Annotated in this window: 18 protein-coding genes; 3 read left to right on the forward strand and 15 right to left on the reverse strand. The window is 62.3% G+C overall.

The window, feature by feature from the left end; all coding sequences use genetic code 11:
- Positions 1–2 precede the first annotated feature (2 nt).
- The 11 genes from M2497_RS07625 to M2497_RS07675 form a co-directional block, all read right to left on the reverse strand.
- Entirely contained in the window at positions 3–713 is a 711-nt protein-coding gene (locus M2497_RS07625; RefSeq protein ID WP_058425263.1) for an ABC transporter permease, read from the reverse strand.
- On the reverse strand, positions 710–1438 hold the full coding sequence (locus tag M2497_RS07630; protein ID WP_248486664.1) for an ABC transporter permease: 729 nt from the start codon (positions 1436–1438) through the stop codon (positions 710–712). Before M2497_RS07630 ends, M2497_RS07625 begins: the two co-directional genes overlap by 4 nt.
- A 57-nt stretch (positions 1439–1495) precedes the next feature.
- Entirely contained in the window at positions 1496–2275 is a 780-nt protein-coding gene (locus M2497_RS07635) for a transporter substrate-binding domain-containing protein (RefSeq protein WP_071496912.1), read from the reverse strand.
- A gap of 233 nt (positions 2276–2508) precedes the next feature.
- Positions 2509–4143, reverse strand: a complete 1635-nt coding sequence (locus M2497_RS07640) for an ATP-dependent DNA ligase (protein ID WP_248486665.1) — start codon at positions 4141–4143, stop codon at positions 2509–2511.
- Positions 4140–5144 carry a ligase-associated DNA damage response exonuclease gene (locus M2497_RS07645; protein ID WP_248486667.1) on the reverse strand — a complete coding sequence of 335 codons (1005 nt, stop codon included), beginning with the start codon at positions 5142–5144 and terminating at the stop codon, positions 4140–4142. Before M2497_RS07645 ends, M2497_RS07640 begins: the two co-directional genes overlap by 4 nt.
- A gap of 215 nt (positions 5145–5359) precedes the next feature.
- On the reverse strand, positions 5360–7801 hold the full coding sequence (locus M2497_RS07650) for a penicillin acylase family protein (RefSeq protein WP_248486670.1): 2442 nt from the start codon (positions 7799–7801) through the stop codon (positions 5360–5362).
- A 102-nt stretch (positions 7802–7903) separates the two neighbouring features.
- Positions 7904–8548: a glutathione binding-like protein gene (locus M2497_RS07655; protein ID WP_248486672.1), complete on the reverse strand. Its 645-nt coding sequence runs from the start codon at positions 8546–8548 to the stop codon at positions 7904–7906.
- Positions 8549–8653: 105 nt separating this feature from the next.
- Complete coding sequence (locus M2497_RS07660; RefSeq protein ID WP_248486673.1) at positions 8654–9439, reverse strand: ABC transporter ATP-binding protein; 786 nt, start codon at positions 9437–9439, stop codon at positions 8654–8656.
- A complete protein-coding gene (locus M2497_RS07665; protein ID WP_248486675.1) occupies positions 9436–10494 on the reverse strand; it encodes an iron ABC transporter permease in 1059 nt (352 codons plus the stop codon). Before M2497_RS07665 ends, M2497_RS07660 begins: the two co-directional genes overlap by 4 nt.
- Positions 10491–11603 carry an ABC transporter substrate-binding protein gene (locus M2497_RS07670; RefSeq protein ID WP_248486677.1) on the reverse strand — a complete coding sequence of 371 codons (1113 nt, stop codon included), beginning with the start codon at positions 11601–11603 and terminating at the stop codon, positions 10491–10493. The genes M2497_RS07665 and M2497_RS07670 overlap by 4 nt, the downstream gene beginning before the upstream one ends.
- 86 nt (positions 11604–11689) lie before the next feature.
- On the reverse strand, positions 11690–14083 hold the full coding sequence (locus tag M2497_RS07675) for a TonB-dependent siderophore receptor (RefSeq protein WP_248486679.1): 2394 nt from the start codon (positions 14081–14083) through the stop codon (positions 11690–11692).
- A 197-nt stretch (positions 14084–14280) separates the two neighbouring features.
- On the opposite strand from M2497_RS07675, the gene M2497_RS07680 reads away from it, so the two are divergent.
- Both M2497_RS07680 and M2497_RS07685 read left to right on the forward strand, forming a co-directional pair.
- On the forward strand, positions 14281–14991 hold the full coding sequence (locus M2497_RS07680; protein WP_248486681.1) for a response regulator: 711 nt from the start codon (positions 14281–14283) through the stop codon (positions 14989–14991).
- Positions 14988–16373, forward strand: a complete 1386-nt coding sequence (locus tag M2497_RS07685; RefSeq protein ID WP_248486683.1) for an ATP-binding protein — start codon at positions 14988–14990, stop codon at positions 16371–16373. Before M2497_RS07680 ends, M2497_RS07685 begins: the two co-directional genes overlap by 4 nt.
- Before the next feature lie 142 nt (positions 16374–16515).
- On the opposite strand, the gene M2497_RS07690 is transcribed toward M2497_RS07685, so the two are convergent.
- From M2497_RS07690 to M2497_RS07705, 4 genes are read right to left on the reverse strand one after another with little or no spacing between them, the layout of a single operon-like run.
- Complete coding sequence (locus tag M2497_RS07690) at positions 16516–16716, reverse strand: SEC-C metal-binding domain-containing protein (protein ID WP_003189235.1); 201 nt, start codon at positions 16714–16716, stop codon at positions 16516–16518.
- Positions 16713–17195, reverse strand: a complete 483-nt coding sequence (locus M2497_RS07695; protein ID WP_058425251.1) for an LEA type 2 family protein — start codon at positions 17193–17195, stop codon at positions 16713–16715. The genes M2497_RS07690 and M2497_RS07695 overlap by 4 nt, the downstream gene beginning before the upstream one ends.
- A 19-nt stretch (positions 17196–17214) precedes the next feature.
- A complete protein-coding gene (locus tag M2497_RS07700) occupies positions 17215–17685 on the reverse strand; it encodes a YchJ family protein (RefSeq protein WP_071496900.1) in 471 nt (156 codons plus the stop codon).
- A 4-nt stretch (positions 17686–17689) separates the two neighbouring features.
- Positions 17690–18187 carry a DUF6231 family protein gene (locus M2497_RS07705; RefSeq protein ID WP_248486685.1) on the reverse strand — a complete coding sequence of 166 codons (498 nt, stop codon included), beginning with the start codon at positions 18185–18187 and terminating at the stop codon, positions 17690–17692.
- A gap of 190 nt (positions 18188–18377) precedes the next feature.
- Between M2497_RS07705 and M2497_RS07710 the strand changes: the two genes are divergently transcribed.
- Positions 18378–19073: an OmpA family protein gene (locus M2497_RS07710; protein WP_248486687.1), complete on the forward strand. Its 696-nt coding sequence runs from the start codon at positions 18378–18380 to the stop codon at positions 19071–19073.
- Positions 19074–19206 lie beyond the last annotated feature (133 nt).

Genomic DNA, 19206 nt, shown 5'->3' on the forward strand with positions numbered 1-19206 from the left:
CCTTAGTGGCTCGGCCCGAGAAAGGCCAGCCAACGGCGCTCCGCCAGACGAAACAGACCGACCAGGGCAAAGGTCACGGTCAGGTAGATCAGCGCAGCGATACCGAATGATTGAAAGGTCATGAAGGTGGCCGAGTTGGCATCCCGCGCCACTTTGAGGATGTCGGGGATCGTTGCGGTGAAAGCCACCGTGGTCGAGTGCAGCATCAGGATCACTTCATTACTGTAGTAGGGCAGCGAGCGGCGCAGCGCCGACGGCATGATCACGTAGGCGTAGAGCTTCCAGCCGCTCAAGCCGTAGGCCTTGGCCGCCTCGACTTCGCCGTGGGCCATGCTGCGGATCGCCCCGGCGAAAATCTCCGTGGTGTAGGCACAGGTGTTGAGGGCGAAGGCCAGGATGGTGCAGTTCATCGCGTCGCGAAAGAACGCATCCAGCAACGGTTGTTCGCGTACGGCGGCGAGGCTGTAGATACCGGTGTAGCAGATCAGCAACTGGATATAGAGCGGCGTGCCCCGGAACAGATAGGTGTAGAACTGCACCGGCCAGCGCACCAGGCGCTTGCGCGACACGCGGGCAATGGACAGCGGGATCGACACCAGGAAGCCGATGACCAGGGCGGCGCTGAGCAGCCACATCGTCATGGCCAGGCCGGTGATGTGCTGGCCGTCGCTATAAAGGAAGGGGCGCCAGTATTCCTGCAAGAGTTCGATCATCGTATGGCCTCCCGGGCGCCGGCGGAGTAGCGACGTTCAAGGCGGCGCAAAACGAAGTTGGACGCGCTGGTGATCAACAGGTAGATCAACGCGGCGATGACCAGGAAGTAAAACAGCTGATAAGTGCTCTTGCCGGCATCCTGAGCGGCCTTGACCAGGTCGGCCAGGCCGATGATCGACACCAGGGCCGTGGCCTTGAGCATCACCATCCAGTTATTGCCGATGCCCGGCAGGGCAAAGCGCATCATTTGCGGGAAGGTCACGTAGCGAAACCGCTGGCTACGCTTGAGCCCATAGGCCGTAGCGGCTTCCAGTTGGCCACGGGGCACCGCGAGGATCGCGCCGCGAAAAGTCTCGGTGAAATACGCCCCGTAGATAAAACCCAGGGTGATCACCCCAGCGCTGAACGGGTCGATCTCGATGTATTCCCATTCCATAAAGTCAGTCAGGCCGGTGAGCCAGGTTTGCAGGCTGTAGAAAATCAGCAGCATCAGCACCAGGTCGGGCACACCGCGAATCAGCGTGGTGTAGAGCTGGGCGGGGATGCGCAGGAAGGGCAGGCTGGAAAGTTTGGCGCTGGCGCCGAGCAGGCCCAGCAACACGCTGACGGCCAGGGACAGCACCGACAACTTGATGGTCATCCAGGTGCCTTGCAGCAACAGCGGGCCGAAACCCTTCAGGCTGAGCGCGCTCAACCCGAGGGTTTGCAACAGTTCTTCGAACATAAATCAGGACCTATGGCGATAAAAAAGCGCCCCTCCAGGGGAAGGGCGCTCCAGGCATTATTTGCCGCTGTACAGGTTCAGATCGCCAAAGTGTTTCTTCTGGATGGTGGCGTAGGTGCCATCATCGTGTAACGCTTTGATACCTTTATCCAAAAGCGCCTTCAGTTCAGTGTTACCTTTTTTGATACCGACGGCGGTTTTCGACGGCAGCAATGGATCGTCGATGGCCTTGCTCACTTCGTAGTCGGCACCGGCCGGCGACTTCAGGAAGCCCAGTTCGGCTTGCAGCATGTCCTGCACGGAGGCGTCGAGACGGCCGGAGGTCAGGTCGGCGTACACCTGGTCCTGGTTGGCGTAGGCCTTGGTGGTCACACCGGCTTTATCCAGCACGGCCTTGGCGTAGGCTTCCTGGATGGTGCCCTGCTCGTAGCCCACGGATTTGCCCTTGAGGGACTCCGGCGTCGAGTAGCCCGCGCCTTTCTTGAACACCAGCGAGGTCGGGCCGGAGAACAGTTCGCTGGAGAAGTCGATGGCCTTTTCACGCACCGGGGTCACGGTCATGGACGAAATCACGCCGTCGAACTTGTTGGCCTTGAGGCCCGGAATCATGCCGTCGAAATCACTTTCTACCCACTTGCACTTTACTTTCAGCTCGGCGCAGATCGCATTGCCCAAGTCGATATCGAAGCCCACCAGGCTGCCGTCGGCGGCCTTGGATTCGAATGGCGCGTAGGACGGATCGACACCAAAACGCAGTTCCTTGTATTCCTTGGCCGTGGCTACACCCGCGGCCATGCACAGAGCCAGTGCAGAAAGGGTCAGCAATGCTTTTTTCATTATGTAATCCCTGGAAACCAAGATAAGCGCTTGTGGCGCGTTTAGGACTGTTACTGAACGGTGTCAGACGGATCACAAGTAGCAATTTCTGCACCATAGTTCCGAATGTAGTTCCGAATGAGCGTTTTAAAAGGTGGGATGAGGGAGATCTGAGTGTAGGAGATGCCCGAAAATGGGCGCTGAAAAATGAGCGCACCATTTCGGGTCATAAAGAAATTTAAATGTGGGAGGTGTCAGGTAAGCAGGTCTTGCAGGGTGGCAAGGCTGTCGGCCTCATCCACCGCCTTGTCCTGCCGCCAGCGCAACATCCGCGGAAACCGCACGGCAATTCCGCTCTTGTGCCGCTTGGACAAGGCAATACCCTCGAATCCCAGCTCGAACACCATGCTCGGTGTCACACTGCTCACCGGGCCGAATTTTTCCACGGTGGTCTTGCGCACAATCGCGTCGACCTTACGCATTTCTTCGTCGGTCAGGCCGGAGTAGGCCTTGGCAAACGGCACCAGCGTGCGTTCGCTGCCGGCCGGGCCGTCCCACACCGCAAAGGTGTAGTCGCTGTAGAGGCTGGCGCGGCGGCCGTGGCCTCGCTGGGCGTAGATCAACACCGCGTCGACGCTGAACGGGTCGACCTTCCACTTCCACCACACGCCCATGTCCTTGGTACGGCCCACGCCGTAGAGGCCATCGCGGGCCTTGAGCATCATGCCTTCCACGCCCAGGCTGCGCGAGGCTTCACGCTGTTCAGCCAGCGCTTCCCAGGTGGTTGCGGTCAGCAACGGTGAGGCGAGCAATACTGGTTGGTTGCACTGGGTGACCACCTGCTCAAGCTGGGCGCGGCGCTCGGCCTGGGTGTGGTTGCGCCAGTCGTCGCCCCGATGTTCCAGCAGGTCGTAGGCGAGGACCGCGACCGGCGCATCCTCCAGCACTTTCTTGCTCAACGTCTTGCGGCCAATCCGTTGCTGCAACAGGGCGAAGGGTTGCACCGCGTCCTTCCACACCACGATCTCACCGTCGATCACCGTGCCGTCCGGTAACCCACTCACCAGGCTGTGAAGTTCGGGAAAACGCTCGGTCACCAGCTCTTCGCCACGGGACCATATCCACAGGCGCCCATCGCGCTTGACCAGTTGTGCGCGGATGCCGTCCCACTTCCATTCCACCTGCCAGTCGGCGGGAGAACCGAGCAGCACTTCGAATTGCTCCACCGGTTGCGCCAAGCCATGAGCCAGAAAAAACGGATAAGGCTGGCCGCCCCGTTGTGCATGCTCGTCGGACGATTCGGCGGCGATCAGCTTGAGGTAGCCCTCAGCGGTTGGACGATTGGACAGGTCGGTGTAGCCCACTAACCGCTGCGCCACACGCTTGCTGTCGAGGTCGGCCATGGCGGCGAGGGCACGGGTGACCAACAACTTGGATACGCCCACGCGAAAACTGCCGGTGATCAACTTGATGCACACCATCAGGCTCGGTTGATCGAGTTGCGCCCACAACGCCGGCAGGCGCTCAGCCAATTCCAGGGGAGGCAAGCCGCGCAACGGCAGGAGTTTTTCCTCCAGCCACACGGCCAGGCCATCCTCCGAGGTGTAGGCAGATTCCGGTAGCAGCAGGGAAACGGTCTCCGCCAGGTCACCCACCGACTGATAGCTTTCCTCGAACAGCCACGGCTCGATGCCGGACGCTGCGGTGGCCATGTCCCGCAACAGGCGGGTCGGCACCAATTGCCGTGGCCGTCCGCCGGACAGGAAATACACGGCCCAGGCGGCATCTTCTGGCGCGGCCCCCCGGAAGTAGGCTTGCAACGCGGCCAGCTTGGCGTTGCTGGAGGTGGTGGCGTCGAGATTGGCGTACAGCTCGGCAAAGGCCTTCATGCGTCGGCCTCTTCTTCGTCATCGCCGTATTCGGTGGTGAAGCCCTGCGCATCCAGGCCTTTTTCCCGCAGATGGCGCACCAATACGCCGACAGAACCGTGGGTGACCATCACCCGCTCGGCGCCGGTCTGCTCGATGGCCCACAACAGTCCGGGCCAATCGGCGTGGTCCGAGAGCACAAAGCCCCGGTCCACCCCGCGCCGGCGGCGGGTGCCGCGCAGGCGCATCCAGCCACTGGCGAAGGCGTCGCTATAGTCGCCGAAGCGCTTGATCCAACTGCTACCGCCAGCGGAGGGCGGGGCGATGATCAGCGCTTGGCGTAGCAACGGGTCGGTCTTGTTGAAGTCGCCGGCGTAGAGGGTTTCAGGGATATGGATGCCGGCCTCGCGGTACACCCGGTTCAACGGTTCGACCGCGCCATGGCTGAGGATCGGGCCGATGCTGGCGTCGATGCCATGCAGGATGCGCTGGGCCTTGCCGAACGAGTAACAGAACAACACGCTGGCTTTGCCGACGGCGATGTTCGCCTGCCACCAGTCGTTGATCCCGGCGAAGATCAGCGCCTGGGGCTGCCAGCGGTAGATCGGCAGGCCGAAGGTGGATTCGGTGATAAAGGTGTGGCAACGCACCGGTTCGAACGGCGCGCAGGTGCCATCGGGCTCGACCTTGTAGTCGCCGGACGCGACCCAGACCTCGCCCTGGTACTCCAGGCGCACCTGAGCCGAGCCAAGCACATGCCCGGCCGGGTGAAAGCTCAGGGTGACACCGTGGTGCACCAGTGGCTCGCCGTAGGCCAGGGTTTGCAGGTTGATGTCCTGGCCCAGCCTGGAGCGCAGGATGCCTTCGCCGGGGGCTGCCGCCAGGTAGTGCTGGTTGCCAGTGCGGGCGTGGTCGCCGTGGGCGTGGGTGATGACCGAGCGCTCCACCGGGCGCCAGGGGTCGATGTAGAAATCTCCGGCGGGGCAGTAGAGGCCTTCGGGGCGGGCGATGACAAGGTCCATGGGGTGACCGGGGGAGGTGGGCTTGTTACTTATGAGGCGGGGCTGAGCTGAGAAGTTCTATCGGAGTGCATGCAGTCCAAATGTGGGAGGGGCGGTGCGACGATTCGACTTGCCCCCGATTGCGGTGGGTCAGTTGCACCTTGGCTGGCTGATACACCGCTATCGGGGGCAAGCCCCCTCCCACATTAGATCCAGGTTTTTCATGAAAAGCCGGGTTATTTACCGGGTGTCAGGGTCAACCGGGCCTTCCCGTACACCTTCTCGAAGTTCTGCGGTTGCATCGGGAAGCTCAGGTATTGCGCCTTGAGCGACGGGTCGATGCCATTGGCATAGTTCGGGCTGGCCGGGTTGCCGGATTGGCCGATGCCGCCCTGACCCATCATCGGCTCCACCTGGCCGAAATCGACAATCAGGCGCAGCGCCGGCACCTGGGTGGTGGTGAAGTCCTGGCCCCAGCTGTAGGGCGCCGGGTTCAAGGTGTTGTGGTCGCCACCGGAGGCCAGCGGGCCACGAATCACCTGGCCATTGGCGTTTTTCCAGGTGGTGGTGTGCAGCTTGCCCCACTGCCAGGCCTTGTGGTCGGCGCCCAGCTGACTGTCGCCGGCGCTGATCGCGGCGGCCAGGCTGCGGGCGAGGATCGCCGGTTTGTCTTCTTTCTGCGGCGTACGCACGTCATCCCAGAACGGGCTGTCTTCGCGGCCCAGCAAGTGATCGGCCTGGGCGGCATAGGACAGGCTGGCGTTGCTGACAAAGGCTTTCCAGCTGGCGCTGTTTTCCGGCCCCAGCTCGTCGAGGAAGATCTGTCTGGTGCTCTCCTGCAGGAACAGTTCGTAGAGCGCCGCATCGGCAGAGGTGGACACCAGGCGACCATCGAACGCCATCAGGCGCCCCAGCGCCTCACGGGCCTTGGCCTGTTCCGCCGCAGGCAGTGCGTCAATCGCCTGTTTCAGCGGCTGGGCCATGCCCGGCGCCTGGAACATGCTCTTGAGCTTGGCGGCGAAGGTGGTGGTTTGGTCGTACTGCATGGCGATCATGCTGCGGCTGTCATGCTTGCCGGCATTGGCCAGTTGCGCCAGGCGCTCGCTGCGCTCCGGGGCGTCCCAGGAGTTGGACAGTTGCATGCCATAGCCACGCGGCGCGGTGCGCTGGTTGGCGGTGCCGATCCAGCCTTGGGCCGGATCCTGGTCATAGGGATGCAGCATCGCGTCGGCGTAGCCATCCCAGTCAAACCGCGTGTCCCAGCCCGGCGACGGCAGCAAGCCTTCGCCTTCGCGGCGGTTAGGGAAGCGGCCGGTGACTTGCCAGCCAATGCTGCCGGCGTCGGCGAAGATCATGTTAAGGGCGATGGCGCGGATTTCCCGGGTCGCATCCGAGGCTTTGCCGATGGTTTGTGCGCGGGACAGGTCGAAGAACGCATCCAGGCTCTTGTCGTCCTTGAAGTCAGCGGTTTGCAGGGCCAGGCCCAGACCGGTGGTCAACGCCTGACTGCTATTGAGCAGGGCGCCATGACGGGTTTCGTACACCACCTCGCGGATCGAGCGTTGGCCCTTGATGAAGAAGGTTTCGTTACGCACGCCTGCCGGCAGCCATTTGCCGTTGTTCTCGTAGTACAGCGCGCTGCCCTGGCGCTTGACCTTCTCCAGGAACAGGTCCTGGGTGTCGCCCTTGACCGTGCTCATGCTCCACGCGACTTTGCCGTTGAAGCCGGACAACAGTGTCGGCAGGCCGGCAATCGAAGCGCCGGCGGCCTGGTATTTCGGTGCACGGATCTGTACGTAGCTCCACGGCGACGGTGCCTGCGGCTGGGCGGCGAGGTCGCCTGCCAGCAGGCTTTTACCGCTGCGGCTGCGCTGCGGGGCGATGGCCCAGTTGCTTGAGGTGGTGACTGCCAGGGCGTTGAGGCTGCTCAGTTGCTGGCTGACCGCGTCCAGCCCGGCCAGGCCGGTGATCTGACCCAGGTTCACACCCTTGAGTTTTTCGGCCTCGGCCAGTGGGATCGCTTCATCCGGCGCGCTGGGGGTGAGCCAGGCGAGTTTGTCGACGCCGACCTTCTGCGCCAGCACCAGCGACGAAATCTCTTCATGCAGGTTGGCCGATTCGCTGAAATTCAGCAGGCAGAACAGCAGCGCCGAATCTTCCGGCTTCCAGTACTCGGGCTTGTAGCCGGTCTGGGCCAGGTCCGGCGGCAGCTTGTCGCGGTAGCGGAACAGGTAGGCGTTGACGCCGCGCGCATACACTTCAAAGAAGCGCTTGAGGCGCGGGCTGGAGGCGTTGTACAGCTCGCCGGCGCTTTTCTTCAGGTTGACCGCGCGCATGAAGCGGTCGACATCCAGCACTTCGGGCCCGGACATTTCCGCCAGCCGGCCCTGGGCCAGCAGGCGCAGGGTGACCATCTGGGTGATGCGATCACTGGCGTGCACATAACCGAGGCTGAACAGCGCGTCGTGGAAGGTGTTGCTTTCGATCAACGGCATGCCCTGGGCATTGCGGCGTACCGATACGTTCTGCGCGAGGCCTTTGATCGGCTGTACGCCGGCAACCGGCGGCAGGGTGTCCTGGGTGCTCTGGAGCTGGCAACCGGCCAGGCTTAACGCACTGGCCATTGCCGCGGCAACGCCGAACCGGGGAAGAAAATGTGAGAGGGCTGGCGAGGCCATGGCAAAGCTCCTGCGGGGGGTAGCGTCAGTAAAGGCGCTACGTTAGTGAGCGCGGCGAAACGACGCAAGCGGGAGCCATGCCTTATTTTCAGGAATTGCGTATCAAGACTTGGGCGGGTTCACTTTCTGCACCAGCTCATACGCCCGAACCGTCGCCGGCCGTTCTTTGATGCTGTTGAACCAGCGCTGCAGGTGTGGGAAATCTTCCAGGCGCTGGCTCTGCCATTTGTGGGAAACAATCCACGGGTAGATCGCCATGTCGGCAATGCTGTAGTCCTCACCGGCCACGAACGCACGGTCCGCCAGGCGCCGGTCGAGCACCCCGTAAAGGCGTGCGGTTTCATCCACATAGCGTTTGATCGCGTAGGGGATTTTCTCCGGTGCGAATTGGCTGAAGTGATGATTCTGCCCCGCCATCGGGCCCAAGCCGCCCATCTGCCAGAACAGCCATTGCAGCACTTCCTGGCGGCCACGCAGGTCGTTTGCAATGAACTGACCGGTTTTTTCCGCGAGGTACAACAGGATCGCACCGGACTCAAACAGGGAAATCGGTGCGCCGCCGTCGGTCGGGTTCTGGTCGACGATGGCCGGGATGCGGTTGTTGGGAGCGATCTTCAGGAAGTCAGGCTTGAACTGTTCGCCCTGGCCAATGTTGATCGGGTGCACCTTGTAGGGCAGGCCGGCTTCTTCCAGGAACAACGATATTTTGTGGCCGTTGGGGGTGGTCCAGTAATACAGGTCGATCATGAAGCTCTCCAAAAGTGGTGATGCTTGAGCGGATGCCTGTAGGTATAGGTAATGTTGGGCGTGCGAAAATTCAATGAAACATTTATGCATACCCTTAGAAGCCAATCAGAAAGCGCCATCCACCAACACCTGCAACGACTGCTCAGAACAACGTTCGATGCGCGCCCGCACGCGATACACCTCGGCAAACAACAGCGGGTTGAGCACGTCGTTTGCCGCGCCGCTGGCATACAAGCGACCCTGGCGCAGCACGGCAATATGGTCGGCAAAACGTGCGGCAAGGTTGATGTCGTGCAATACCACCACGGCGATCAGGTTGTGTTCGCGCACCAGGTCGCGTACGCACTCCATGACTTTCAATTGGTAGTTGAGGTCGAGGGCGCTGGTGGGTTCGTCCAGCAGCATCACTTGGGGGCGCCGTGCAATCAGCTGCGCGAGGCTGACCAGTTGGCGTTGACCGCCCGACAGCGTGCTTAACCACTGATCGGCCAGGTGCGCGATGCCAATGCGTTGCAACGCTGCAAAGGCTTCGCGCAGGCAGGCGTCGTTGGACAATGGAATGCCGTCCACACTGGCCACGCGCAGCGCGGCAATTACACTTTCCATCACGCTGAGGCTCAGGCCCGGTGGCAGGTTCTGCGGCATGTAGGTCACGCGCCGGGCGCGCTCGGCCACGGACATGGCCGACAGGTCGAGTTCACCCAGGCTTACGACGCCTTGCATCTTTTCCAGCCCGGCCACGGCGCGCAGCAAGGTGGACTTGCCGGCGCCGTTGGGGCCGATCAGGGCGGTCAGGCTGCCGTGGGGCAAGGTCGGCAGGCTCAGGTCATGCACGATCTGCCTGCGGCCATAACTCACATTGGCGTTGTGTACGCTTAACCCTTCGCTCATAACTGCCTCCCGCGCTTGAACACCAGCACCACGAAAATCGGCACGCCCACCAACGCGGTGACGATGCCCACCGGCACGATCACACCCGGCATGATCAGCTTGCTGGCAATCGACGACAGCGCCAGCAACAGCGCGCCGGTCAGGGCGCTGGCCGGCAGCAGGAAGCGCTGGTCTTCGCCCACCAGGATCCGCGCGATATGCGGACCCACCAGGCCGATAAAGCCGATGGTGCCGACGAAGGCCACCGCGGTGGCCGACAACAGGCTGATGCGCAACAACGAGAAAAAGCGCAAGCGTTTCACGTCCACGCCGAAGCTTTGCGCGCGGTCTTCGCCCATGCGCAGCAAGGTCAGGCGCGGTGCGGCGGCGAAGGAAAACGGCAGCACCACCGCGACCACCAGCGCCAGGATGCCGAGCTTGTCCCAGTTGGCCCGGGTCACGCTGCCCAGGGTCCAGAACACCAGTTGTTGCAGCACATCTTCGGTGGCCACCAGTTGCAACAAAGCCACCACCGCGTTGCAACTGAACACCAGGGCGATGCCGAACAGCACCAGGCTCTCCACACCGGCGCCCCGTAGGCGCGACATGGCTTGCAGCAAAAATACCGAGGCGGCGGCGAAGATGAACGCCGAGAGGGAGATCGCCGTGTTGGCCGACACCCACAGGGTCGTCACCGGGAACACAATCACCAGGGATGCCCCCAGTGCCGCCGCCGACGACACGCCCAAGGTAAACGGGCTGGCCAGTGGGTTGTTCAAGATCGCCTGCATCTCGGCGCCGGCCAGCGACAACGCACAGCCCACCAGTATCGCCATCAACGCGTAGGGCAGGCGCACGTTCCAGATGATCACCTGGTCGGTGGCGCTGAGGTGGGACGGGTGCACAATCCCGTCAAGCAAGGCCAGCAGGCCCATGCCGGACGGGCCGCTGGCCAGGTCCACCAGCAGGGCGCACACCAGCGCCGTGCCGAGCAGCGCCAATAGCCAGGCACGCCGCGCGAGCAGGCGGCGATAGCCGTGGGTGGCTGAGGCGAGGTCGAGAGTTTGCGTGGTCATTTAGGCGTGTCGACCCAATAGGCACCCTGCAACGGCATCCCCAGGAACTGCTGGTTGATCTGCTCCATGGTCGCCTGCGGGTCCAGCTTGGCGAACTGTTGCGGATGCACCCACTTGGCCAACGATTCAATCGCCAGCAGGTTGTACGGCGAGTTGTAGAAGTCATGCCACAGGCCGTGGGCGTTGCCTGCGCGGATGGCACGCAGGTTGGCGAACTCGGGGCGCGCCAATACGCGGTCGAAGGCTTCACGCGCCTCGTCATGGCTCACGCCGGCACCCAGGACCAGTCCCGGTTTGTGGTTGCCGGTGGCGACATACACATCCGGATCGGCTTTCAAGGCGTACTCCACGCTGATATCCCCCAGTGCCCCCGGCACCACATCGGCGGCGATGTTGCGCCCGCCCACCAGCTTGATCACTTCCCCCATGCCGCTCTTGCCCGTGGTGTGCCCCGGCGCTTGCCAGGCGCCGGCCAGCAGTTCGAGGAACACGCTCGGACGCGAGCCGGCCGGCAAGGTGGCGACCGCGTCGGTGATAACCTTGAGGTGCTGGTCATAGAAGTCCAGGAAAGCCTTGGCCTGGGCTGCGCGCCCCAGCGCCTGGCCCAGCGCGTTCATGCTGGTGTGGGTGCCTTGCACCGGGTTGATGCGAAAGTCGACGAACAGCACCGGGATGCCCGCCTTGGCCAGCACATCGGCGACCGGGCTGTGTTCGGTCGGGCCGTGGCCGGAAATGCTGAACACTGCCAGGTCGGGTTTGAGCGAGAGGATTTCCTCGGCGCTGACGCTTTGTTCCGACGCCTGGCCGATCAGGGGGATGTCTTTGACCGTCGGAAATTTCGCCACGTAGGCGTTATAGGTGTGCTGGTCGAGCAGCTTCAAATCGTTCTGCCAACCGACGATGCGCTGGAACGGCGCATCGCGGTCCAGCAGGGCAAACGCCGAAATCAAGCGGCCTTCACCGAGAACCACGCGCTTGACGTTGTCCGCCACCTCGACCTTGCGGCCCAGCACATCGGTGACTTCATGGGCGGCAGCGGTCTCGGCATGGCCAAGAACCAACGCGGCGAACAGTACGCCCAGCTTGAACACATTACGGGGTTTCAGCATGGCAGGGACTCCAGGTGAAGGCGGCGCATCAGGTATTGCTCCAGCGCCGCAAAGGGTTGTGAGGCAGGGATCTCGATCAGCACGGTTCAGAACTCGTAGTCGACGCTGGCGGTGAGGGTGCGCCCGGCGCCCGGAATGCCGTAGAGCTGGAAGCCATCGAGGGACGCGCCGACCTGGCTGTAATAGAACGTGTTGAACACGTTGTTGAGGTTGAGGTTGACCGTGGTGTCCTTGTTCACCTTGTATTGCGCGGCCAGGTTGCTCACCCAGTAGCCAGGGGCTTTTTCGTGGTCGCGGGTGTAGATCGCGTAGACCCCGGACGGGCCGTTGGCGTAGCTGCTGTTGTTGTTCAAACCGCCGACGTACTTGTTGTCGGTGTAGCGGCGCCGGCCCACGTATTGCTCGCCGTAGCTGAGGCTCAGGGCGTCGGTGACGGCGTAGGTGGTCCACAGGTTGGCGGTCAGGTCCGGGACGTTCTTGGCTTCGGCGCCTTTGTTGATGCCTTTGGTCTGGGTGCTCTTGAGGGCCGAGAAACCGCTGTAGGCGGTCCAGCGCGGGGTGATATTGCCTTGCAGGCCCAGCTCGATGCCGTCGACGCGTTTGGCGGGCAGGGCGCGTACCGGGGCGGATTCGCCGTCCTGGTATTCCCAGGCGTTGTCCAGTTCGGTGCGGAAGATCGCCGCCGTGACGTTGAGCCTGTCGTGGGCAATGTCCCACTTGGTGCCCAGTTCATAGGTCTTGGATTTGGCCGGGCTGTAATTGCTGGTGCTGGCCGCGCCGTAGATCTGGTTGTTGGTGGACGCGCCCAGCGCCGACGGTTGCGCGGCCTCGCTGTAAGACACGTAGATACTGCCGTTGGGCAACGGCTTGAACACCGCGCCGACCCGACCGCTGACCGCACCATCGGTGCTGCTGATCGTCGCCTGGCCGCGTTGGCGGGTTTCGGCACGCCAGTTGTCGTAGCGCAGCGAGCCGAGCACTTGCCACTGCTCGTTGAGGGTGATGGTGTCGCCCAGGTAGAGACCGGCGTTGTCGATCACCGAGCGCGGGTCGCCTTCGCCTTTGGTCACGTAGGTGCTGGCGAAGCTGTGGCTGGGGTCGTGCATGTCAAACAGCATGTTGCCGGCCGGCACTTCGGCGTTGCGTTTCAGGCCGCCGTAGGTCTCGTGATAGAACTCCAGGCCGCTGACCACCGCGTGCTGCAGGCTGCCGGTGGTGAGGTTGAAATTGAAGTCGGTCTGGTTGTCCAGGATGGTGTAGCGCTTGGACAAACCAAAGTCGCTGCCGCGCAGGATGCCGTAGCCGGTGTTGCTGTTGTTCACGTAGTCGGTGTAGGCATTCACCGTACTGCCGGGCACTTGGCTGATCGGGCCTACGCCGGTGTAACCCAAGGTCGCACAGCGGGTGCCGGTGCAGGTCTTCTGGCCGTTGGCGTTGGCGGCGAAGAAGCGCGCCGGCGAGAGCACGGCGAAGTTGTCGCTGCGTTCCCAGCGCGTCTGGTTGCGCAGGTTGGCGTCGTTCCAGGCGAAGTCATGCTCGAAGCGCGCCGTGAGCGAGGTGGTTTTGTTCTCTTGGGTATAGAGGCGGGAGTCGCCGTACCAGTTGGAGCGTTTCACGCCCGGCATGCGGTCGCCGTTGGTACCGCGCTGGATCGGTACACCGCCGTCCGGGGTGTTGGTGTCTTTCTGGTAGAAGGTGTCGATGAACAACCGCGTGTCGGTGCCCAGGCCGAAGCCGAACGAAGTAGCGATGCCCCAGCGGTCGTAGTCCACATCGTCGCGCTCGGCCACCTGGTTGTAGTGCTTCATCAGGTTGATACGCACGGCAGTGGTGTCATTCAGCTGTTTATTCAGGTCGGCAGTGAGGCGGCGATAGCTATCGGTGCCGATCCCGGCCGAGACTTTGTTGGCATCGCCCAGGTGCGCTTCCTTGCTGACCAGGTTGACGCTGCCACCCACGGCCGAGACTCCGGACTCGATGGAGCCGGTGCCCTTGAACACTTCGGCCTGTTGCAGGTTGAAGGTGTCGGTGCGCGTGGACATGCCGGCATCGCGCACACCGTCGACGGTCAGGCTCTGCTCGGAAGAAAACCCACGGATCGAAAACAGATCGCCCCAGCCCAGGTTGCCCTCGCCGGACATAAAGGTAATGCCGGGGACATTGCGCAACACTTCCTGCAAGGTCTGTGCGTTCTGCTCCTTGAGCACCTGTTGCGGCACGATGGTTACGCTTTGCGGTGCGTCCAGCAGCGGCTGGCTGATTTTGGCCGAGGTGACGCGGTCCACCTTGAAGGTGGAAGTGGCTTCGCCGTCGACCTGGATTTCCGGCAGGTTCAACACCGAATCGCCGGACGTGGCGGTTGGGGCGTCAGCCAGGGCAACCGGTGCGACGCCGCCGGCCGCCAGCAAACCGAACATCGGGGCCAGGGTGGTGTGCAGCGTGTGGCGGTGAGGCGTGGGCAAGGATAGGGGCAATGACATGGTAACGTCCGAGTCTAAATTACAATTACTCTCATTTAGGTTCGGTAGTCTAAAGAGCGATTCCGCCTGCCATACCCCGGGTTTGTATCGCTGATGCGTGATTAGGGTTTCCTACAACATTCCATTACATTTGCCTGCGCTGCTGGCTGAACTTTCGGCTATTTGCTGCGTTTCATCGTTTTTCGGATTGACTGCCCATGGCCAAGCAAGACCACCTGCTGATCGTTGATGACGACCCGCAAATCCGCCAACTGCTCTGCGACTACCTGAGCGACGCCGGCTTCCAGGTGTCCACCGCCGCCGATGGCAAGGAAATGCGCCGCCGCCTGGCGCTGAATGTCATCGATCTGATCGTGCTCGACCTGATGCTGCCCGGCGAAGACGGCCTGAGCCTGTGCCGCGAACTGCGGGTGAACTCCAACACACCGGTGGTGATGCTCACCGCCAAGGGCTCGTTGATCGACCGTATCGTCGGCCTGGAAATCGGCGCCGACGACTACCTGCCCAAACCCTTCGACCCGCGCGAGCTGCTGGTACGGATCAAGGTGGTGCTGCGCCGGGTGCAGAGTTTTCCCGACCGCGCGCGCCTGGATGAAGCGCCGAGCATTCGTTTTGCCGGCTGGCAGCTCGACACACGGGCGCGGCAATTGCTGTCGCCGGAGGGCGTGGTGGTCAGCCTGGGCAACTCGGATTACCGCGTGCTGCGCCTGCTGTTGCAGCACCCCAACCGCCCGTTGAGCCGCGATTTTCTGCTCAACCACGTGTTCGACAAGGACAGCACGCCGTTCGACCGCTCCATCGATGTGTGTGTCAGCCGCCTGCGCTCGCAACTGCCGGCAGGGTTGATCAAGACCGTGCGCAACGAGGGCTACATGCTCACTGCCGATGACGTGGTGCTGCAATCGTGAGACTGCTGCCGCGTTCGCTGTTCGGGCGGTTGGTGCTGATCCTGGTCAGCGGCATGCTTGCGGCGCAGGCCCTGACCAGCAGCATCTGGTACGACCGGCGCCACGGGCAGGTGCTGGAAATTCCCGCGCGGTTGATCGCCACGCGCCTGGCGGACGTGGTGCGCCTGGTGCACAGCGATCCGCAGCAGGCAGATGTGCTGATCAAACTGCTCGACACGCCGAACTTCCGCCTGAGCCTCAGTGATCAGGCCAGCAACACCCCGAGCACCCTGCACGACAGCGACCGCCCGACCGAACGGCTGATCAAGAAGGTGCTGTCGGAAAAAACCGGTTATGCCCAGAGCCTGATCCTGTTGCGCTTGGCTTTGGTCGATGGCGATGGGCAGACCGCCGGGCTGTCGACCCTGCTCGGCTCCAAGCCGGTGGTGGGGCAATTTTTGATCGACCTGCGCCTGCCCGACGGTCGTTGGTTGCAGGTGGATGCCAGTGAGGAACAGGGCTGGACCAGCACCTCACCGTTGGACCTTTTGTTCGATTACGTCATGCGCATTTATTTGCTGCGGGTGTTGGTGCTGGTGCTGATCGCTCTGGTGGCGGTGCGCCTGGCCATCCGCCCGCTCAATGCGCTGGCCAAGGCGGCCGAAGCGCTGGGCCGGGACATCCAGCGTCCGCCATTGTCGGTGGACGGCCCCACCGAAGTGCGCCGCGCCGCCCAGGCGTTCAATGCCATGCAGCAGCGGCTGATCGCCAATATTGCCGAGCGCACGCGATTTCTTGCGGCCATTTCCCACGACTTGAGGTCACCGATCACACGGCTGCGTCTGCGCACCGAGATGCTTGAGGACACTCGCACCAAAGAGCGTTTTCGCAGCGACCTGGAAGAAATGGAGCACATGGTCTCCAGCACGTTGGATTTTGTGAGCAGCGGCGAAATCAACGAGACGCGACAGAACATCGATATCAACGCCTTGCTGCAAAGCCTGCAGGCGGACCTACAGGACGTTGGCGAACAGGTGGTGATTGAGGGCCGGGCGAAGCAGCCATTGCCCGGGTATGCCCGCAGCCTTAAACGTTGCGTGCAGAACCTGATGGAGAACGCCGTGCGGTATGGCCGTGATGTGGTGGTGCGGGTCGAGGACAAGGCGGACAGCTTGAAGATCGTCATCTGCGATCGAGGGCCGGGGATTCCCCAGGAACAGTTGGAGCAAGTAATGGAACCGTTCTATCGGGTGGAAGGTTCGCGTAATGCCGAGACCGGCGGGTATGGCTTGGGATTGAGCATTGCCCGCAGCATCGCCAAGGCGCATGGCGGGCGATTGGAATTGCGCAATCGGGAAGGCGGAGGCCTTGAGGTGGAACTGGTGTTTCAACGCAAATCCTGAATGTGGAACGCAACTGAATGTGGGAGGGGCGGTGCGACGATTCGACTTGCCCCCGATTGCTGGCTGTCAGGCGCTGAATAGGAGACTGGTATACCGCTATCGGGGGCAAGCCCCCTCCCACATTTAAATCTTCAGCGTGGCTTTACGCCCCGTGGCACTTCTTGAATTTCTTCTCGCTGCCGCACGGGCAAGGATCGTTGCGACCCACGTCCTTCAGGGCATTGCGCACCGGCTCCTGGTGAGCGTGGCCGCAGTTCGGGCCGTGGACATGGCCGTGGTCGTGATCATGGTGATCGTGATCGTGGTTGCAGTCAGGACCATGGACATGGGGTTGCTGAGTCATCGATGTCGCTCCGGAATAAAATCGCCGGGGATTATCTCGCCATTGTGGTTCACCTGCACGTCATAACCGATGAATAATCCGGTTTTCAGCTCGCCTTCGAGGCGATAGGGCACGGGGCGGTCGGGTTTTTTCAGCATCTGCACCACATCGCGGATCTGCGGCCAGAGGTTGGTGCGCACCGACACCTTGAAAAAGGCATGGCCGCGTGGCGGCACCGTGAGCCATTCGTTGGACTCGCCCTCGGTGAGCACAAAGTCATCCAGCGTCACCTTGTAGATCAGGCCCCGCACGGTCAGGTCGGCGTCGTCGCGGTTGTCCACGCGAAAGTACAGCTTGAATTTCTGCTCCAGCAGCTTGGCCCGTACCACTTCGACCTTTACCAGGGAGACGTGGGGCGGCGGCGCGTCGTCTTCGAACCACGACGCGCAGCCGGTCAGGCCAAGGGTTAACGCCAGCATCAAGCTGTAGATTCGGAGCATGGCGTGAGTCCTGTGGTGGTTAGAGATAGCTGGAACAACACTTCTTGAATTTTTGCCCACTGCCGCACAGGCAGGCATCGTTGCGTCCGGCCTTCACTTCCACGGTCGGGTCGATGAAGTACCAGCGCCCGTCATTCTGTACGAAAGAGGACTGCTCGCGGTGGCTATGTTCACCGGTGCTGTCATGCCAGCGCGCGGTGAAGGTCACGAACGCGTGTTCCGGCTGGCCGCCGAACACCTCGGAGCTTTCTACTTCAAGGCCGAGCCAGGTGCTCTGGGCACTCCAGGCCGCAATGGCGGCACGGTCCAGGCCGGGCTGTTGCGCGGGCAGCGTGGTGGCAACCAGATAGTCCACCAGGCCGAGTACGTAGGCGCTGTAGCGCGAGCGCATCAACGCGGTTGCGCAGGGCGCCGGGTGCCCGGCGTGATAATGGCCGCAGCAGGCATCCAGCAGGTTGCCACTGCCGCAGGGGCAAATGGATGTACTCATCGGGTTACCACCAATACTTTCCGAAGTTTTCCGGGTTCGCCCAGAAGCGGGCGTTGAGCCAGTCCGGCACTTGTTTATAGTCAAGCAGATCGTAGGTAAACAGCGTCAGCACCTGCTCGTCGCGCTGGAAACGCTCGCCGGCCTGCAGGGCCAGGGAGAAGAAGTCGGTGGCCTTCCAGTCGCAGGCCCCAAGGTCCACCAGCACCGCAATACGGCTGGCGTTGAGGTTGCGGATGCCGCCCAGCAGGGTCAGGCCTTGCGGTTTTGACAGGTGCTCCAGGCAGTCCACCACCAGCGCCAGGTCAAAACGCTGCGCCGCCAGCTCCGCCGGCAGTGGGCCGGGTGGGGCAAGAGCAACCTGGGTGCCGGGGTGTGCTGCTTGAAAAGCTTCCAGCGCCGGGAACTGGCTGGCGCCCAACAGCAACAGGCGTTTGGGCTGGTGCAAGTCGAGCAAGGCGGCCAGGGCCTGCTGGGGTGTACGGTCAGAAATACCGGCGGTCATCAGAGATCCTCACATCAGGACCGTAGAGACTAGCGCGGCTGAGCGTGCGGGCCTAGAGCGGGCGGTGGCGAAAAGTCCTACGAGGGCGATGATCCTCAATGAATACGGGGGCGCGGCGTAGTGGCGCAGATGAAAAGAGCCGTCTTTACTCCACTCATCGGCCCCCGCCGATCCCCTCAGGAGAAACTCAATGAGCATCATGCGGACAGCTCTACCCTTGGTTCTGCTAACCGGAGTATTGACAGGTTGCGCAGGTTTGCAAAAAACCGATTGGCCCACCTGTGCCGCCGTTGGCGGTGTGACCGGTGCGGCGATCGGTGCCACTGAAAGCTCGGCCTATGCGGGCTACGGCGCGTTGTTGGTCGGCGGTATGGCCGGCGCCTATTGCTGGGTGCATGGCGACGGTGACGAGGACGGCGACGGTGTGCCGGACAGCCGTGACAAATGCCCAGGCACGCCAAAAGGCGTGCAGGTGGATGCCAATGGCTGCCCACCCGCGCCGCCGCCGGCTGTGGTTGAGGAAGTGGTGGTGGTCAAGGAAGAAACCATTGTGATCCGTGACGTGCACTTCCAGTTCGACTCAGCCATGTTGACGGCGGCGGATACCGCCAAGCTGGACACCGTCGCTACCCGCCTGAAACAGGAAGCCCCAGGCGCTCAACTACGGGTCAGCGGTCACACCGACAGCGTCGGTAAAGACGCCTACAACCAGAAACTCTCGGAAAGACGCGCGCATTCGGTGGTCGAGTACCTGATCAAGTCCGGTGTGCCGCGCAGCAGCTTTGTATCGGTGACCGGTGCAGGCGAGAGCCATCCGGTAGCCGACAACAAAACCGCTGAAGGCCGTGCCTTGAACCGTCGTACGGAAATCCAGATCAACCGCTGACGGCCCTTGCCCCTGTGGAATCCCACAGGGGCAATACTGCCGATCCTCCCCTTTATTAACTTTTTTGATCCTTCACTGGCAAAGCGCCTGCGGAAGTCGTTACTGTGCGTCCAAAGAAAAACTAGAAATATTT

This window comes from Pseudomonas sp. CYM-20-01 (genome assembly GCF_023169845.1).
In the GTDB taxonomy this organism is placed as follows: domain Bacteria; phylum Pseudomonadota; class Gammaproteobacteria; order Pseudomonadales; family Pseudomonadaceae; genus Aquipseudomonas; species Aquipseudomonas azotoformans.

What these genes read in the sequence shown, in the direction of transcription:
- M2497_RS07645 (WP_248486667.1), bottom strand. Translation starts at nt 5,144, where the DNA reads ATGGACCTTGTCATCGCCCGCCCCGAAGGCCTCTACTGCCCCGCCGGA.
- M2497_RS07675 (WP_248486679.1), bottom strand. Translation starts at nt 14,083, where the DNA reads ATGTCATTGCCCCTATCCTTGCCCACGCCTCACCGCCACACGCTGCAC.
- M2497_RS07630 (WP_248486664.1), bottom strand. Translation starts at nt 1,438, where the DNA reads ATGTTCGAAGAACTGTTGCAAACCCTCGGGTTGAGCGCGCTCAGCCTG.
- M2497_RS07655 (WP_248486672.1), bottom strand. Translation starts at nt 8,548, where the DNA reads ATGATCGACCTGTATTACTGGACCACCCCCAACGGCCACAAAATATCG.
- M2497_RS07690 (WP_003189235.1), bottom strand. Translation starts at nt 16,716, where the DNA reads ATGACTCAGCAACCCCATGTCCATGGTCCTGACTGCAACCACGATCAC.
- M2497_RS07625 (WP_058425263.1), bottom strand. Translation starts at nt 713, where the DNA reads ATGATCGAACTCTTGCAGGAATACTGGCGCCCCTTCCTTTATAGCGAC.
- M2497_RS07635 (WP_071496912.1), bottom strand. Translation starts at nt 2,275, where the DNA reads ATGAAAAAAGCATTGCTGACCCTTTCTGCACTGGCTCTGTGCATGGCC.
- M2497_RS07695 (WP_058425251.1), bottom strand. Translation starts at nt 17,195, where the DNA reads ATGCTCCGAATCTACAGCTTGATGCTGGCGTTAACCCTTGGCCTGACC.
- M2497_RS07665 (WP_248486675.1), bottom strand. Translation starts at nt 10,494, where the DNA reads ATGACCACGCAAACTCTCGACCTCGCCTCAGCCACCCACGGCTATCGC.
- M2497_RS07670 (WP_248486677.1), bottom strand. Translation starts at nt 11,603, where the DNA reads ATGCTGAAACCCCGTAATGTGTTCAAGCTGGGCGTACTGTTCGCCGCG.
- M2497_RS07640 (WP_248486665.1), bottom strand. Translation starts at nt 4,143, where the DNA reads ATGAAGGCCTTTGCCGAGCTGTACGCCAATCTCGACGCCACCACCTCC.
- M2497_RS07650 (WP_248486670.1), bottom strand. Translation starts at nt 7,801, where the DNA reads ATGGCCTCGCCAGCCCTCTCACATTTTCTTCCCCGGTTCGGCGTTGCC.
- M2497_RS07700 (WP_071496900.1), bottom strand. Translation starts at nt 17,685, where the DNA reads ATGAGTACATCCATTTGCCCCTGCGGCAGTGGCAACCTGCTGGATGCC.
- M2497_RS07705 (WP_248486685.1), bottom strand. Translation starts at nt 18,187, where the DNA reads ATGACCGCCGGTATTTCTGACCGTACACCCCAGCAGGCCCTGGCCGCC.
- M2497_RS07710 (WP_248486687.1), top strand. Translation starts at nt 18,378, where the DNA reads ATGAGCATCATGCGGACAGCTCTACCCTTGGTTCTGCTAACCGGAGTA.
- M2497_RS07680 (WP_248486681.1), top strand. Translation starts at nt 14,281, where the DNA reads ATGGCCAAGCAAGACCACCTGCTGATCGTTGATGACGACCCGCAAATC.
- M2497_RS07660 (WP_248486673.1), bottom strand. Translation starts at nt 9,439, where the DNA reads ATGAGCGAAGGGTTAAGCGTACACAACGCCAATGTGAGTTATGGCCGC.